Raw genomic sequence first — 14595 nt, 5'->3', positions numbered from 1 at the left:
CCGGACGGCGTGCCTTGCTTCCTTCGCGAACCTCACCCTATATTCCGCGCCTGCCGCATCGCGGCGTCCCGCATATGGCGGTTCAATTCCCCCGGCTTTCGTGCAAGGATGCCTGCCGAACGGTCCGTTCCCCTCCCTTTGCTTCGAAATAAAGAGGTTTCCGATGGTCAACCGCATGCAATTCTACATCGATGGCGCCTGGGTCGATCCCGCCGTCAAGAAGTCCACCCCGGTCGTCAATCCGGCGACCGAAGAGGCGATGTATGAGGTTGCGCTGGGGTCCAAGGCCGACGTCGACAAGGCGGTGGCCGCTGCCAGGCGGGCCTTCGAGACCTATTCGCAGACCACCCGCGAAGAGCGCGTCGCGCTGCTTACCAAGGTCATGGAGGTCTACAAGACCCGCATGAAGGACATCGGCGCCGCCGTCTCCGACGAGATGGGTGCGCCGCTGCCGATGGCGGAAAAACTGCAGGCCGGCGCCGGCCTCGGCCATATCGCCTCCACGCTGGAAGTGCTGAAGAACTATCATTTCGAGGAGCCGGTCGGCTCCGCCATGGTGGTGCGCGAACCGGTCGGCGTCATCGGCATGATCACGCCGTGGAACTGGCCGCTCAACCAGATCGCCTGCAAGGTCGCGCCCGCGCTCGCCGCCGGCTGCACCATGATCCTGAAGCCGTCGGAATTCACCCCGACCTCGGCACTGATCTTCGCGGAAATCCTTCATGAGGCCGGCGTGCCGAAGGGCGTCTTCAACCTGATCAACGGCCTCGGCCCCGAGGTCGGCGCCGCCATGAGCGAGCATCCCGATATCGACATGATCTCGTTCACCGGCTCGACCCGCGCCGGCGTCGATGTCGCCAAGCGCGCTGCACCGACCGTCAAGCGGGTCAGCCAGGAACTCGGCGGCAAGTCGCCGAACGTCATCCTGGAAGGCGCCGATCTCGCCAAGGCCGTCACCGGCGGCGTCATGCACATGTTCAACAACTCCGGACAGTCCTGCAACGCGCCGTCCCGCATGATCGTGCCGCTGTCGAAGATGAAGGAAGTCGCCGCGATCGCGAAAAGTGTGGCCGACAAGACCAAGGCCGGCGATCCCCGCGCCGAAGGCACCACCATCGGCCCGGTCGTGTCCCGCATCCAGTGGGACAAGATCCAGACCCTGATCCAGAAGGGCATCGACGAAGGCGCCACCCTGGTTGCCGGCGGCCCCGGCCTGCCGGAAGGCGTCAACAAGGGCTTCTACGTGCGCCCGACCATCTTCGCCGATGTCACCAACGACATGACGATCGCCCGCGAGGAAATCTTCGGACCGGTGCTCACCATTCTCGGCGCCAAGGACGAGGAAGAAGCCGTCAAGATCGCCAACGACACGCCCTACGGTCTCGCCGGTTATGTCTCCGCCGACACCGTCGAGAGCGCGCGCCGGGTCGGCCGCCGCATCCGCGCCGGCAACGTCAACCTGCAGGGCATGCCCAACGACCGCACCGCGCCGTTCGGCGGCTACAAGCAGTCCGGCAACGGCCGCGAGTGGGGCAAATACGGCCTGGAAGAGTATCTCGAGGTCAAGGCAGTCGCCGGCTACAACGCCGCGTAAGTCTTTACGCCAAGCGAGATTGAAGCGCCGGGGCGGATCATTCCGCCCCGGCGTTTTTGCGTAGGGTGGGCAAAGGCGCGCTTGCGCCGTGCCCACCAACAACGGGTGATGCAGGATGGTGGGCACGCTTCGCTCTGCCCACCCTACGATTTCGGCGCCTATCCCCCCGGTGCGCCCTGCGTGTTGACATACAGCGCGTAGATCGACTGGCTCGCCGCCATGAACAGGCGGTTGCGCTGCAACCCGCCGAAACACAGATTGGCGCAGCGTTCGGGCAGCGCGATGCGGCCGATCATGACGCCGTCGGGCGCGAACACCACGACGCCGTCGAGTTCGGGATCGCCCATGCCCCAGCCGCACCACAGATTGCCGTCGATGTCGGCGCGCATGCCGTCGGGCGTACCGGTGCCGGCGTCGGCGAACACGCGCTTGTTGGAAAGCCTGTCGCCGCCGGCTGCGACGTCATACGCCAGGATCTTGCGGGTCGGCACGCCTCGCGATTCGATGATGTAGAGAATTTTCTCGTCCGGCGAGAAGCACAGCCCGTTCGGCCCCAGAATTCCCTCGGCGACGATGCCGGCCTTGCCGGTGTCGCCGTCGATCCGGTAGACGTTCATGTCGATCTCGGACTCGGCCTTGTAGCCCTCGTAATTGCCGAGCAGGCCGAATACCGGATCGGTGAACCAGATCGATCCGTCGGATTTGACCACGACATCGTTCGGCGAATTGAGCCGCTTGCCGTCGAACGAATCCATCAGCACGGTGATGGCGCCGTCATACTCGGTTCGCACCACGCGCCGTCCGCCATGCTCGCAGGTGACCAGCCGGCCCTGGCGGTCGCGGGTGTTGCCGTTGGCGAAACCCGACGGTTTGCGGAAGATGCTGACCGCGCCGGTTTCCTCCTCCCACTTGATGATGCGCTGGTTGGGAATGTCGCTGCACAACAGATAGCGCCCGTCGCCGAACCACACCGGGCCCTCGGCCCAGCGCAGCCCGGTGGTCAGCCGCTCCACCGCCGACAGTTTCCACCAGTATTTTTCGAACCGCGGATCGAGCGCGTGAATCGCGGGATCGGGATAACAGGTCGCCGGCTGCCAGCCGGCGCGGGGTGCTGCCTCGGACATTTGCTGTTCTCGTTGCTTGTTGCGTTTCCTCGCGTTCTGGTTTGCTATCATTGTCGGTCGACGACCGCAAATCGGTTGCAGCAACGAGGGAAGAAATGCCACGCATATTGATGACCGGCGCCGCCGGCGGGATCGGCACGAGCCTGCGCAAATTATTGCCGCCGGTCTATCCGGATCTGCTGCTCAGCGATCTGAAGGCGCCCGCCGATCTCGGTGCAGGCGAGAAATTCAGGGCGGCGGATCTGGCCGACCTCGCGCAGGTCGAGGCGATCTGCGAGGGCGTCGACGGCATTTTGCATTTTGGCGGATTTTCGGTCGAAGGAGCCTGGGACGATATCCTGCAGTCCAACATCATCGGCTGCTACAATCTGTTCGAGGCGGCGCGCAGGAAGGGCGTCAAGCGCGTCGTGTTCGCGTCGTCGAACCACGCAGTCGGCTTCTATCCGCGCCATCACCGCATCGGCACCGACGTGACGGCGCGGCCCGACAGCCGCTACGGCGTCAGCAAGGTGTTCGGCGAGGCGGTCGGCGCGCTCTATGCCGACAAGCACGGGCTCGGCGTCACCTGCCTGCGCATCGGCAATTTCGGCGAAAGGCCGCTCGATCACCGCCGGCTGTCGATCTGGCTGAAGCCGGAAGACCTGGTGCAACTCTGCCGCATCGGCCTCGACCATCCCGGCATCCATTTTGAGATCCTCTACGGCGCCTCCTACAACGAACGTGCCTGGTGGGACAATCACCGCGCCTACGACCTCGGCTATCGCCCGACCGGCCGCGGCGAGGATTTTCGCGAGCATGCGATGGCGGAGCAGGCGAAACTGCCGCCCGATCCGGTCAGCGACTTCTACCAGGGCGGCGCGTTCTGCGGCATGGAGTTCGATGGCGATATGGGGCGGATCATCGATTGGAAGTGACGGCTCTTGGGCCGTCATTGACAATAATTCCGCGGACTTCATAAGTGGGCGAAACAGAACAGCAAGGAACAGGCACGATGGCCGACGGGCTTCGCAAGGGTTTGACCAGTTACGGCGATGCCGGCTTTTCGCTGTTTCTGCGCAAGGCCTTCATCAAGGCGATGGGCTATTCCGACGACGCGCTGAACCGTCCCATTGTCGGCATTACCAACACCCACAGCGACTACAATCCCTGTCACGGCAACGTGCCCCAGATCATCGAAGCGGTGAAGCGCGGCGTGATGCTGGCGGGCGCGATGCCGATGGTGTTCCCGACCATCTCGATCGCCGAGAGTTTCGCGCATCCGACCTCGATGTATCTGCGCAACCTGATGGCGATGGATACCGAGGAGATGATCCGCGCCCAGCCGATGGACTCCGTCGTCGTGATCGGCGGCTGCGACAAGACGCTGCCGGCGCAGATCATGGCAGCCCTCAGCGCCGATCTGCCCACCGTCGTCATTCCGGTCGGGCCGATGGTGGTCGGGCATCACAAGGGCGAGGTGCTGGGCGCCTGCACCGATTGCCGGCGGCTGTGGGGAAAATACCGCGCCGGAGAAATCGACGATGTCGAGATCGAGGCGGTCAACGGCCGGCTCGCGCCGTCGGTCGGCACCTGCATGGTAATGGGCACCGCCTCCACCATGGCCTGCATCACCGAGGCTTTGGGCCTGTCGCTGCCGATGAGCGCGACGATTCCGGCGCCGCATGCCGAGCGCTTTCGTTCCGCCGAAGCCAGCGGCAAGGTCGCCGCCGGGATGGCGAAGGCCAAGGGACCGAAGCCCAGCGAGTTCCTGACCAGGGCCTCGTTCCGCAACGCGCAGGTGGTGCTGCAGGCGATCGGCGGTTCGACCAACGGCCTGATCCATCTCACCGCGATCGCCAACCGCACCGAGCACCGCATCGATCTGGAAGGCTTTGACGAGCTCGGCCGCGAGGTGCCGGTGCTGATCGACCTGAAACCGTCGGGCGATCATTACATGGAGCATTTTCATCATGCCGGCGGGCTGCCGAAACTGATGGCGCAACTCGGCGACCTGATCGACCTCGATGCCAAAACGATCACCGGCGCGACCCTGCGCGATGTGGTCGCCGCCGCCGAGGAAGTGCCGGGCCAGGACGTGATCCGCGCGCGAAACAGTCCGATCAAGCCGGAAGGCGCGATGGCGGTGCTGCACGGCAATCTGGCGCCGCGCGGCGCGGTCATAAAACATTCGGCGGCGAGTCCGAAGCTGCTGCAGCACACCGGCCGCGCCGTGGTGTTCGAATCCGTCGAGGACATGACGCTGCGGGTCGACGATCCCGATCTCGACGTCAACGCCGACGACGTGCTGGTGCTGCGCAATGCCGGCCCCAAGGGCGCGCCGGGCATGCCGGAGGCGGGCTATCTGCCGATCCCGAAGAAGCTCGCGCGCGGCGGCGTCAAGGACATGGTGCGGATTTCGGATGCGCGCATGAGCGGCACCGCGTTCGGCACCATCGTGCTGCACATCACGCCGGAATCCGCGGTCGGAGGCCCGCTGGCGCTAGTGCGGAACGGCGACATGATCCGGCTCGACGTCGCAAAGCGCAGCATCGATCTGCTGGTCGATGCGGCCGAGCTTGCCAGGCGGCAGGCGACGCTGGCGCCCGCGACAACGCCGGATTGGGCCAGGCGCGGCTATGCGCATCTGTTCAACGAAACCATCCTTCAGGCCGACGAAGGCTGTGATTTCGATTTCATGCGCGGCCAGGGGAAGGGCTGACGGCGGTCCTCGTCGCTTCTCGTACCACCCCGCTCCCGACGCCGCGCAAAGCGCGCGCGGCTCCTCAGGATGAGGTTGGAACGCGCAGCTACGCGATTGGGCCGAGACGCCGCGGCGTACTGGATCATCCGCCTTCGGATGATGACAGCTGTCTATGAGCCGGCTCTGCCTTTACTTTCCCTTGCTCGTGAATTTCTTCACCGCCATGCGAAAATCATCCGTGTGCATGGCGTCGATGATCTTGGTTTCCTCGGCGTCGAGCTGCTGCTTGGTCGGGGTGACCGCGGCCTGGTAGACCAGCGACTTGGTGCCCGCGATGGCGGCCGGCGGATTCTGTGCCAGCCGCTCGGCGAACTTTCGCGTTTCCGCTTTCAGTTCGGCCACCGGAACGACCTTGGCGACCAGGCCCCACTCATGGGCCTGCTGCGCGGAAAAACTGTCCTCGCTGAGAAAAATCTGCAAGGCGCGCCGGACGCCGACCGTGCCGACCATACCCACCGTGCTGCCGCCGTCCGGCGAGACACCGATTTTGGCATAGGCCGGCGTAAAGCGGGCGGTGTCGGCGGCGATGCAGAGATCGGCGACGAAGGCCAGCCCCATGCCGGCGCCGGCGGCGGAGCCGTGGACGCTCGACAGCACGATCCTGGGCATCCGCCTGAGGGTCTCGATGAAGGCATGATAGTGCTTGAGCAGTTCGCCGACCACGGGTGCGATGGTATCCGCCTCAGCGGCGGCTCCGATGGTCTGCAAATCCCCTCCGGCGCTGAAGGCGCGGCCTTCGCCCTCGATCACCAGCACCCGGATTTCGTCATTGGCCTCGACCTCGGCGCCGAGCTGTTCGAGCTTTTTGGCGATCGAAAGGTCGATCGAGTTGAAGGCGGCGGGCCGGTTGAGCGTGATGGTGGCGATCGCGCCGTCGATCCTGAGCAGCGCCGGATCGTCGGGGGAGGCGGTAGCCGGAACGGGGGTCGGCATTGCGGGAGACCTCGAGGGGGTTAGGGGGCGCGGGCATTTAAATCGCAGAAGGGGACAGGTGACAATCCCGGCGAAGTCTGCAAGGTTTGCTGCCGATCCTCATGCATGAGCCATGAGGTCGAGCGATGCCCCCATCCTGCAAGATGCGGCCACGAGCGCCGCCACCCGGGATGAGACGGGCAAGCACCAAATCGGCTGATATCAAGGAGCTGACATGGGTAATCCCTGTGCCCTTCCAGTTGGGTTGTTCCGATGACGCAGGGATCGGTCGTCATTGTCGGCGCCGGCCACGCCGGTTTTCAGGTCGCGGCGTCGCTGCGCCAGCATGGCTTTGCCGGGCGCATTTGTTTGCTCAACGATGAGGCCCACCTGCCGTACCAGCGGCCGCCTTTGTCGAAGGCCTATTTGAAGGGCGAGGGCCGGCCCGACAGCCTGATGTTCCGGCCGGACAAATTCTACCGCGACCAGACCATCGAGTTGATCGCCGACCGCGCCGTCGCGATCGATCGCAGCGCGCGAACGGTGAAACTCGAATCGGGCGCCGCGCTCGATTACTGGCACCTGGTGCTGGCGACCGGCGCGCGCAATCGCCTGCTCGATATTCCCAACGCCGGTCTCGAGGACGTACGCTACCTGCGAACGCTTGACGAAAGCGAAGCGCTGCGCCAGCGGATCGGGTCGGGCCAGCGCGTCGTGGTGATCGGCGCCGGCTTCATCGGGCTGGAATTCGCCGCCACTGCGCGGGCAAGGGGCCTCGAGGTGGATGTGGTCGAACTCGGCGCCCGCGTCATGGCCCGCGCGGTGACCGCGGAAATCTCGGAATATTTTCAAGCCAGGCACACTGCTGCCGGTATCCGCATCCATCTGGGCGTGCAGGCGACCGCCATCGAGGGTGAAGACGGCCGCGTCACCGGGGTCAGCCTCAGCGACGGGCGCCATATCCCGGCGGACCTGGTCGTGGTCGGCGTCGGTGTCCTGCCCAATGTCGAACTGGCCGGCGACGCCGGCTTGAAGGTGGCGTCGGGCATCATCGCCGACGAGCAACTGCTGACCTCGGACCCCGACATCTCGGCGATCGGCGATTGCGCGCTGTTCGTCAGTCCGCGCTTCGGCGCCACGCTGCGGCTGGAGTCGGTACAGAACGCCACCGATCAGGCGCGCTGCGTGGCGGCGCGTCTGACCGGCGACGCCAGGACCTATGATGGTCAGCCCTGGTTCTGGAGCGACCAGGGCGACGACAAGCTGCAGATTGCCGGACTGACCACCGGTTACGACCACGTGGTGGTGCGCGGCGACCCGGCGCAGCGGTCGTTCTCGGCGTTCTGCTATAAGTCCAGCCGGCTGGTCGGCGTCGAGTCCATCAACCGCGCTTCGGACCACGTGTTCGGACGCCGCATCCTGGCGTTGAACCGTTCGATCGAACCGGAACAGGCGGCGGATCCAGGTTTCGACCTGAAAGCGGCCCTGACTTAAGTCGGCATTGCCGCCACTTGCATCCGAACTTCATATCGGCGACGTTGTCGTACGAGGGCCCGTCAACGAGGCCCCAGGCAATAATTTCAGGGAGCGAACCATGTCCGTGTGGACACGCCGTGCAGCATTATCGACGGTATTCATTATCGCAGCAGCCATCGCGGGTCCGGCGTCGGCCCAGACCAAGCTGAAATGGGCGCATGTCTACGAAGTCGCCGAGCCCTATCATACGCAGGCGCTGTGGGCCGCCGAGGAAATCAAGAAGCGCACCTCCGGCAGGTATGAAATCGCGGTGTTTCCGGCATCCCAGCTCGGCAACGAGAACCAGATCAACGAGGGTCTCGGCCTCGGCACCGTGGACATGATCTACACCGGCACCTCGTTCGCCGGTTCGATCCACAAGCCGCTGGCGATCTCCGGCGCGCCCTTCATGGTGCGCGATTTCAATCACTGGAAATCTTACCGCGACAGCAAGTTGTTTCGCGACATCGCCAAGGGCTACGAGGACAAGACCAAACACAAGGTCGTCGCGCTGACCTACTACGGCGAGCGCATGGTCACCGCCAACAAGGAAATCAAGAAGCCCGAGGACATGAAGGGCATGAAGCTGCGGGTGCCGCCGGCACCGCTCTATCTGATGCTGGCGAAATCCGTCGGCGCCAACGCCACCCCGATCGCCTTCGCCGAAGTGTATCTGGCGCTGCAGCAGGGCACCGTCGACGGCCAGGAAAACCCGCTGCCGACCATCATGGCCAAGAAGTTCTACGAGGTGCAGAGCCACGTCATGCTGACCGGCCACATCATTGAATCGCTGCTGACCATCACCGGTACGCATGTCTGGTCGAAACTGTCGGATGCCGACAAGAAGGTGTTCGAGGAAGTGCTGGTGCAGGCGGCGGCAAAATCCTCGGATCAGATCCGGGAGTCCGAACAGAAGATCGCGGATGAGCTGCGCAAGCTCGGCAAGACCGTGGTCCAGGTCGATCGCGAGGCATTCCGCAAGGCGGCGATCCCGCTGCACAATGACGCCTCGGCCGGCGCCGGCTGGACCCAGGCGCAGTACGACGCACTGCAGGCGCTGAAGTAGTCGTGGCGCCATCGACACGTCGTCCCGGCGAACGCCGGGACCCATACGCCGTGTCGTTTCGGTAGCGCAAGGTGGCAGACACCTCTGTCATCCCGGGCGCCGCGGAGTATGGGTCCCCGCTTTCGCGGGGACGACGTTGCAGATCGTGCAAACGGACTTCCCGCCGATGAACACAACTCCACCCACCAGCGCCGCGCCCATCGACGACGTTCACCTGATCGTCGTCGAGGACGAAGAGGTCGTGATCGAGCACCATCCGGAAGACTGGATCGCGTTCACGCTGTTCTGGGCGCTCGCCTTCATCGTCTTCCTGCAGTTCTTCACCCGCTACATCCTCAACGACAGCCTGGCCTGGACCGAGGAGATCGCGCGCTACGGCTTGATGGCGCTGACGTTCATCGGCGGCGCGGTGGTGACGCGCAAGAAGGCGCATATCGCGGTCGAACTGGTGTCGAACCTGATGGGGCCGGGACCCGTCAGGTCCGCGCTGCTGGCGCTGGTGGATTTCGTCACGCTCGGCTTCATGGGCCTGCTGGCCTATTTTTCCGTGACGATCGTCGAGCGGATGCATTCGCAGCCGATGACCGTGTTCGATCTTCCGATGAGCCTGGTTTACGGCCTCGTCGGTCTCGGATGCTTCATGATGCTGGCGCGCCAGATTCAGGTGGTCTGGCGCAATGCGCGCGACGGCTGGCGGCGGGCGCCCGACGTCGCCGATCAAATTCACGCCGATTGAAAGCCGGGCTGAGCGATGCCGATCCTGATCTTCGTGTTCTTTGCGACCTTGCTGGCCGGAATTCCGGTGTTCATCGCGCTGGCGTTCTCGTCATTGCTCTATACCCATTTCATCGCGGGGATTCCCGATTTCGTGATCCTGCACCGGATGGCGGGCGGGCTCGACAGTTTTCCGCTGCTGGCGGTACCGTTCTTCATTCTCGCCGGCAATCTGATGAATTCCGCCGGGATCACCAACCGGATCTATGATTTCGCGGTGGCGACCTGCGGCTGGATGAAGGGCGGCCTCGCCCACGTCAACATCTTCGGCTCGGTGATCTTCGCCGGCATGTCCGGTACCGCAATTGCCGATGCTGCGGGTATCGGCACCATCGAAATCAAGGCCATGAAGGACCATGGCTACAGCACCGAATTCGCGGTCGGTGTCACGGCCGCGTCCGCCACGCTCGGTCCGATCATTCCACCGTCGCTGCCGTTCGTGATCTACGGCATGATGGGCAACGTATCGATCGGAGCGCTGTTTCTCGGCGGCTTCATCCCCGGCGTCGTCATGACGCTCTTCATGATGCTGTTTGTGAGCTTTTACGCGCGGCGTTACGGGATGGGCCGCGATCAGGCATTTCGCTGGAATGTGCTCGGCCGCACCTTCCTTGCGGCGCTGCCGGCGCTGATGACGCCGGTGATCATCATCGGCGGCATGACCTTCGGCTGGTTCACGCCGACGGAAGCCGCCATCGCGGCGTGCACCTGGGCCTTGATGCTCGGCATCTTCCTGTACCGTTCGCTGTCGCTGAAGCAGTTCTACAAGGTCACGATGGACACCATCGAGACCACCGCGGGGGTGCTGCTGATCGTCGCCGCCGCCTCGCTGTTCGGGTGGGTGCTGACCACGACGCGGCTGACAGAGGCCGGCGCGGAGGCGCTGCTGCAACTAACCGACAACAAATACATCATCCTGCTGCTGATCAACGTGCTGCTCCTGATCGTCGGCTGCTTTCTGGAGCCGATCGCCTCGATCAGCATTCTGGTGCCGGTGCTGATGCCGATCATCCTCAAGGTCGGCATCCACCCGGTTCATTTCGGCGTGATGATGACGCTCAATCTGATGATCGGATTGCTGCATCCACCTCTCGGCATGGTGCTGTTCGTCCTGTCGAGGATCGCGAAACTATCGATCGAGCGCACCACCATGGCGATCCTGCCGTGGCTGGTTCCCCTGCTGATATCGCTGATCGCCATCACGCTGATTCCCGAATTGACGCTGTGGCTGCCGCGCACGATGGGAATGTTGAAGTAGTTCAGCGGGGAACGATGGCCTCAACTTCCGCCGCCGTCGGCATGGACGGCGCCGCACCCATCCGCTGCACGCAGATTGAGGCAGCGGCATTGGCATAATCCAGTGCGTTGCCTATCGGGTTGCCGCCGGCGAGTTGCGCCGCAACCGCGCCGACGAAACAATCGCCGGCGCCGGTGGTATCGACGGCCTTGACCGTTCGGCCCGCGATGATCCGTGGTTCGCCACCGATCAGTGCCAGCACGCCGCGCTTGCCCAGCGTCACGCAGACGACCTTGCCCCGGCCGATCGGCAGCGAACGCGCGGCGCCGACGAATCGGGCGGGCTCGTCGGTATCGCAAAGCTCGACCCCTGTCAGAAAGCCGAGTTCGGTCTCATTGAGGATGAGAATGTCGACGAGCTCGAGCAGCTCAGCGCCGCAGGCGATTGCGGGCGCCGGATTGAGGATGGTGGTCGCACCCGCGGCCCGGGCCCGCTCGAAGAACGCGGCGATCGCGGGCAGGGGAATCTCGAACTGGCTGACCGCGATGTCGCCCTCTGCGATCCCAAGCGAGGCGAAATCGGCGGCGTTCACCAGCGCATTGGCACCGGGGATGACGACGATAGTGTTGTCGGCATTGGCCGACGTGATGACGGCCGTTCCGGTCTGGGCGCCTGCGGTTGCCTGCACGAAACCCAGGTCTATTCCCTGCGTGGCGAGGAACGCCTTCAATCGATCGCCGAACGCATCGTTGCCGAGCCGGCCGATCAGCGTCGTCGGCGCGCCGAGTTTTGCGGCGGCCACCGCCTGGTTGGCGCCCTTGCCGCCGGGAAAGTAGAGCAGCGCGGTGCCCGCGACGGTTTCCCCGATGCGGGGATGGCGCTCGGCCGTCGCCACCACATCCATGTTGATGCTCCCGGCAACGAACACGCGGCCCATGTCTATTCCTGGATTTGCTCTATTCCTGGAATTGCCTAATCCCAGAATTCCTTCTTGCGCCCGACCTGAAACTCCTGCTTGACGGCTTCGATGTCGGCGAGCGTCGGCAGGCCGGCCTCGTTGCCGAGGCGCTGGATCTTGTAGGTCGAGGCCGCGCGGGCAAATTCGAAATGATCGTGCCAGCCTTTTCCGGGATTGTTGAGATACGAAAACACATAAGCACCATGAAACACGTCACCGGCGCCGTTGGTGTCGAGCACGCGCTCTGGCGCGATGGGAAGCGCGGGCATGGTGCGAACCGCTCCGGTCTCGTCATACCAGAGCAGGCCCTTTTCGCCCTGGGTGACGCCGCCGACCCGGCAGCCCCGGCTCTTGAGATAATCGAGCATCTTCTCCGGTGTCATATCCATCTGTTCGCACAGCCGCTCGGCGACGATGGCGACGTCGATGAATTCAAGCAGTTCGTGGGTGTTGGTGCGCAGGCCGCCACCGTCGAGCGAGGTCAGGATACCGGCCTCGCGGCAGAGTCTGGCGTAGTGGATCGCGGCGTCGGGCTGGTGGCCATCGACATGCAGCGCGCGGCAGCCGCCGAGGTTCAACAGCGGGAAGGGATGGATATGCTCGTCGTCGCGGCAGCGCACGATCGCGCGTTTGCCGTCCTTCGGCATGATGAAGGACAGCGACGAGGAATTGACCTTGCGCGGATGGATCGAGATGCCGTACTTCGCGCTCATGTCCTGGAACATGCGTCCCAGCCAGTCGTTGGCGATGGTGGCGATCAGGTCGGGTATGATGCCGAGCTTGGCGCAGCAGAATGCCGCGGTGACCGCGTTGCCGCCGAACGAGACCGCGTAGGCGGAAGCGACATGCTTCTCGTCGCCGGTCGGCATATGGTCGGTGATGAAGGTGACGTCGATATAGGTCTGTCCGATGAAGAGCGCCTGCATAAATCATTCCGTCGTGGCTGAGGGGTGGTCCCGGCCGGCAGCGATACATTAGCACCGTCCATGGCCGATTATTCGCTGAAATTATTCGCACGCTGCCATCTTAATCGCTTGAGATAACCATATGACCGGCCTACGACCGTCCCTGGGTGTCGTCGGCGTACCGGCTGGCTAACGGCCCGTGCCGGCTCCAGGTTCCTCACAACAGGACAAAAGGCGAGGGAACGATGACGGTCTATTCCGGTCCGGTATTCGAGATGGCAGTCAACCAGTTCGGGGTGATCGCCAATCATCTGTCGATCCCGATGGACGAGCGCGACCGGCTGCTGTTGCCCAAGCGGGCGGTGATCGTCTCCTGTCCGATCCATCGCGACGACGGCTCGATCGCGGTGTTCGAAGGCTACCGGGTGCAGCATCACCTCACGCTCGGCCCGACCAAGGGCGGCACCCGGTTTGCCCCGTCCGTCGATATCGGCGAGGTGGCGGCGCTGGCGATCTGGATGAGCTGGAAATGCGCGCTGGTGGGCCTGCCCTATGGCGGCGCCAAGGGCGGCGTCCGGGTCGATCTAACGACCATCTCGAAGCGTGAACTGGAATCGCTGTCGCGCCGCTACATGCAGGAGATGATCCCGTTCGTCGGTCCGCATACCGACGTGATGGCGCCGGACATGGGCACCAATGAGCAGGTGATGGCCTGGTTCATGGACACCTATTCGATGTATCAGGGCCGCACCGTGACCGAGATCGTCACCGGAAAGCCGGTGGCGTCCGGCGGCACGCTGGGACGCCGGGAAGCCACCGGGCGCGGCGTCGCCCATCTCGCCAAGCGGGTGTTGAGCGAATTGTCGATCAGCCTCGGCAGCGCCACCGCCGTGATCCAGGGCTTCGGCAATGTCGGCTCCTACGCAGCATTGGAGCTGCAGCAATTCGGCCTCAAGGTGATCGCGGTCAGCGACCACACCGGCGCGCTGCACGACCCCGCCGGGCTCGATATCCCGGCGCTGATGCGGCACACCGGCACGCATGGCAGCATCGCCGGTTTTTCCAGCCAGCTGCAATTCGATCCCGCGCAGATATTGACGCTGCCCTGCGACGTGCTGGTGCCGGCGGCGATGGAACGCGTGATCGACGCCGGGGTCGCGGAAAACCTGAAATGCCGGGTGCTGGCGGAAGGCGCCAACGGCCCCACCACGCCGGACGCCGATCTGGTGCTGGAGAAGCGCCAGGACGAGATTTTTCTCATTCCGGACATCCTCTGCAATTCCGGCGGCGTCGTGGTCAGCTATTTCGAATGGGTGCAGGATCTGCAGCAGCTGTTCTGGGAAGAGGAGGAAGTGATGCGGCGCGAATATCATATCCTCGACCGCGCCTTCGAGGCGATGGTGGCGCGCTCCAGGGCCGACAAGATCCCGCACCGCACCGCCGCCATGGCGATCGGCGTCGAGAAGGTCCGGGCCGCCAAGAACACCCGCGGGCTGTTTCCGTGATCACAGGGCTCGACCACGTCGTCGTACTCGTCAGCGACCTCGCTGCTGCCGCCACGGCCTACCAGACGCTGTTTGCGCGGACGCCGGCGTGGCGCAGCGGCGGCGACGGCGCCGAACGGGTGCTGTTCACGCTCGACAACATGACGCTGGAACTGCTGTCGCCCTCCGGCGACGATGTCACCGCGGATCGGATTCGCGGCGTCATCGCGGAGCAGGGCGAGGGGCTCGCCAGCCTGTGCTTTCGCACACGGGATATCGGCAGGAT

Annotated in this window: 13 protein-coding genes; 9 read left to right on the top strand and 4 right to left on the bottom strand. The window is 64.2% G+C overall.

Features of this window, described 5'->3' with window-relative positions; genetic code table 11:
* Positions 1–163 precede the first annotated feature (163 nt).
* A complete protein-coding gene (locus Q8R73_RS17220) occupies positions 164–1594 on the top strand; it encodes an aldehyde dehydrogenase family protein (protein WP_305720756.1) in 1431 nt (476 codons plus the stop codon).
* 158 nt (positions 1595–1752) lie between these two features.
* Here the strand turns inward: Q8R73_RS17220 and Q8R73_RS17215 are convergent, their stop codons facing one another.
* Entirely contained in the window at positions 1753–2718 is a 966-nt protein-coding gene (locus tag Q8R73_RS17215; RefSeq protein WP_305720755.1) for an SMP-30/gluconolactonase/LRE family protein, read from the bottom strand.
* A gap of 95 nt (positions 2719–2813) precedes the next feature.
* On the opposite strand from Q8R73_RS17215, the gene Q8R73_RS17210 reads away from it, so the two are divergent.
* Positions 2814–3632 (top strand): NAD(P)-dependent oxidoreductase, encoded by an 819-nt coding sequence (locus Q8R73_RS17210; RefSeq protein WP_305720754.1) that lies wholly within the window; start codon positions 2814–2816, stop codon positions 3630–3632.
* A 77-nt stretch (positions 3633–3709) separates the two neighbouring features.
* Positions 3710–5416, top strand: coding sequence for an IlvD/Edd family dehydratase (locus tag Q8R73_RS17205; RefSeq protein ID WP_305720753.1), 1707 nt, complete (start codon positions 3710–3712; stop codon positions 5414–5416).
* 171 nt (positions 5417–5587) lie between these two features.
* On the opposite strand, the gene Q8R73_RS17200 is transcribed toward Q8R73_RS17205, so the two are convergent.
* The gene (locus Q8R73_RS17200; protein WP_305720752.1) at positions 5588–6391 is read right to left on the bottom strand and encodes an enoyl-CoA hydratase/isomerase family protein; all 804 of its coding nucleotides are present in this window, start codon (positions 6389–6391) and stop codon (positions 5588–5590) included.
* A gap of 252 nt (positions 6392–6643) precedes the next feature.
* Between Q8R73_RS17200 and Q8R73_RS17195 the strand changes: the two genes are divergently transcribed.
* From Q8R73_RS17195 to Q8R73_RS17180, 4 genes are all read left to right on the top strand, one after another.
* Positions 6644–7864 (top strand): NAD(P)/FAD-dependent oxidoreductase, encoded by a 1221-nt coding sequence (locus tag Q8R73_RS17195; protein ID WP_305720751.1) that lies wholly within the window; start codon positions 6644–6646, stop codon positions 7862–7864.
* 100 nt (positions 7865–7964) lie between these two features.
* Positions 7965–8951 (top strand): sialic acid TRAP transporter substrate-binding protein SiaP, encoded by a 987-nt coding sequence (locus tag Q8R73_RS17190; RefSeq protein ID WP_305720750.1) that lies wholly within the window; start codon positions 7965–7967, stop codon positions 8949–8951.
* 166 nt (positions 8952–9117) lie between these two features.
* Positions 9118–9687 carry a TRAP transporter small permease gene (locus Q8R73_RS17185; RefSeq protein ID WP_305720749.1) on the top strand — a complete coding sequence of 190 codons (570 nt, stop codon included), beginning with the start codon at positions 9118–9120 and terminating at the stop codon, positions 9685–9687.
* 15 nt (positions 9688–9702) lie between these two features.
* Positions 9703–10983: a TRAP transporter large permease gene (locus Q8R73_RS17180; RefSeq protein WP_305720748.1), complete on the top strand. Its 1281-nt coding sequence runs from the start codon at positions 9703–9705 to the stop codon at positions 10981–10983.
* 1 nt (position 10984) lies between these two features.
* Here Q8R73_RS17180 and Q8R73_RS17175 read toward each other — a convergent pair whose 3' ends face one another.
* Positions 10985–11899 (bottom strand): ribokinase, encoded by a 915-nt coding sequence (locus tag Q8R73_RS17175; protein WP_305720747.1) that lies wholly within the window; start codon positions 11897–11899, stop codon positions 10985–10987.
* Positions 11900–11934: 35 nt separating this feature from the next.
* Positions 11935–12846 (bottom strand): sugar kinase, encoded by a 912-nt coding sequence (locus Q8R73_RS17170; RefSeq protein ID WP_305720746.1) that lies wholly within the window; start codon positions 12844–12846, stop codon positions 11935–11937.
* A 224-nt stretch (positions 12847–13070) separates the two neighbouring features.
* Between Q8R73_RS17170 and Q8R73_RS17165 the strand changes: the two genes are divergently transcribed.
* Positions 13071–14330, top strand: coding sequence for a Glu/Leu/Phe/Val dehydrogenase (locus Q8R73_RS17165; protein WP_305720745.1), 1260 nt, complete (start codon positions 13071–13073; stop codon positions 14328–14330).
* Positions 14327–14595, top strand: a 269-nt coding sequence (locus tag Q8R73_RS17160; RefSeq protein WP_305720744.1) for a VOC family protein, incomplete at its 3' end; no start/stop codon positions are given. The genes Q8R73_RS17165 and Q8R73_RS17160, both read left to right, overlap by 4 nt.

Origin of the sequence: Bradyrhizobium sp., assembly GCF_030697065.1 — a bacterium.
Lineage (GTDB): Bacteria > Pseudomonadota > Alphaproteobacteria > Rhizobiales > Xanthobacteraceae > Bradyrhizobium.
The sequence above is the reverse complement of the archived record's forward strand: the minus strand, read 5'-3'. Positions and strand labels throughout refer to the sequence as shown.

What these genes read in the sequence shown, in the direction of transcription:
- Q8R73_RS17220 (WP_305720756.1), top strand. Translation starts at nt 164, where the DNA reads ATGGTCAACCGCATGCAATTCTACATCGATGGCGCCTGGGTCGATCCC.
- Q8R73_RS17215 (WP_305720755.1), bottom strand. Translation starts at nt 2,718, where the DNA reads ATGTCCGAGGCAGCACCCCGCGCCGGCTGGCAGCCGGCGACCTGTTAT.
- Q8R73_RS17210 (WP_305720754.1), top strand. Translation starts at nt 2,814, where the DNA reads ATGCCACGCATATTGATGACCGGCGCCGCCGGCGGGATCGGCACGAGC.
- Q8R73_RS17205 (WP_305720753.1), top strand. Translation starts at nt 3,710, where the DNA reads ATGGCCGACGGGCTTCGCAAGGGTTTGACCAGTTACGGCGATGCCGGC.
- Q8R73_RS17200 (WP_305720752.1), bottom strand. Translation starts at nt 6,391, where the DNA reads ATGCCGACCCCCGTTCCGGCTACCGCCTCCCCCGACGATCCGGCGCTG.
- Q8R73_RS17195 (WP_305720751.1), top strand. Translation starts at nt 6,644, where the DNA reads ATGACGCAGGGATCGGTCGTCATTGTCGGCGCCGGCCACGCCGGTTTT.
- Q8R73_RS17190 (WP_305720750.1), top strand. Translation starts at nt 7,965, where the DNA reads ATGTCCGTGTGGACACGCCGTGCAGCATTATCGACGGTATTCATTATC.
- Q8R73_RS17185 (WP_305720749.1), top strand. Translation starts at nt 9,118, where the DNA reads ATGAACACAACTCCACCCACCAGCGCCGCGCCCATCGACGACGTTCAC.
- Q8R73_RS17180 (WP_305720748.1), top strand. Translation starts at nt 9,703, where the DNA reads ATGCCGATCCTGATCTTCGTGTTCTTTGCGACCTTGCTGGCCGGAATT.
- Q8R73_RS17175 (WP_305720747.1), bottom strand. Translation starts at nt 11,899, where the DNA reads ATGGGCCGCGTGTTCGTTGCCGGGAGCATCAACATGGATGTGGTGGCG.
- Q8R73_RS17170 (WP_305720746.1), bottom strand. Translation starts at nt 12,846, where the DNA reads ATGCAGGCGCTCTTCATCGGACAGACCTATATCGACGTCACCTTCATC.
- Q8R73_RS17165 (WP_305720745.1), top strand. Translation starts at nt 13,071, where the DNA reads ATGACGGTCTATTCCGGTCCGGTATTCGAGATGGCAGTCAACCAGTTC.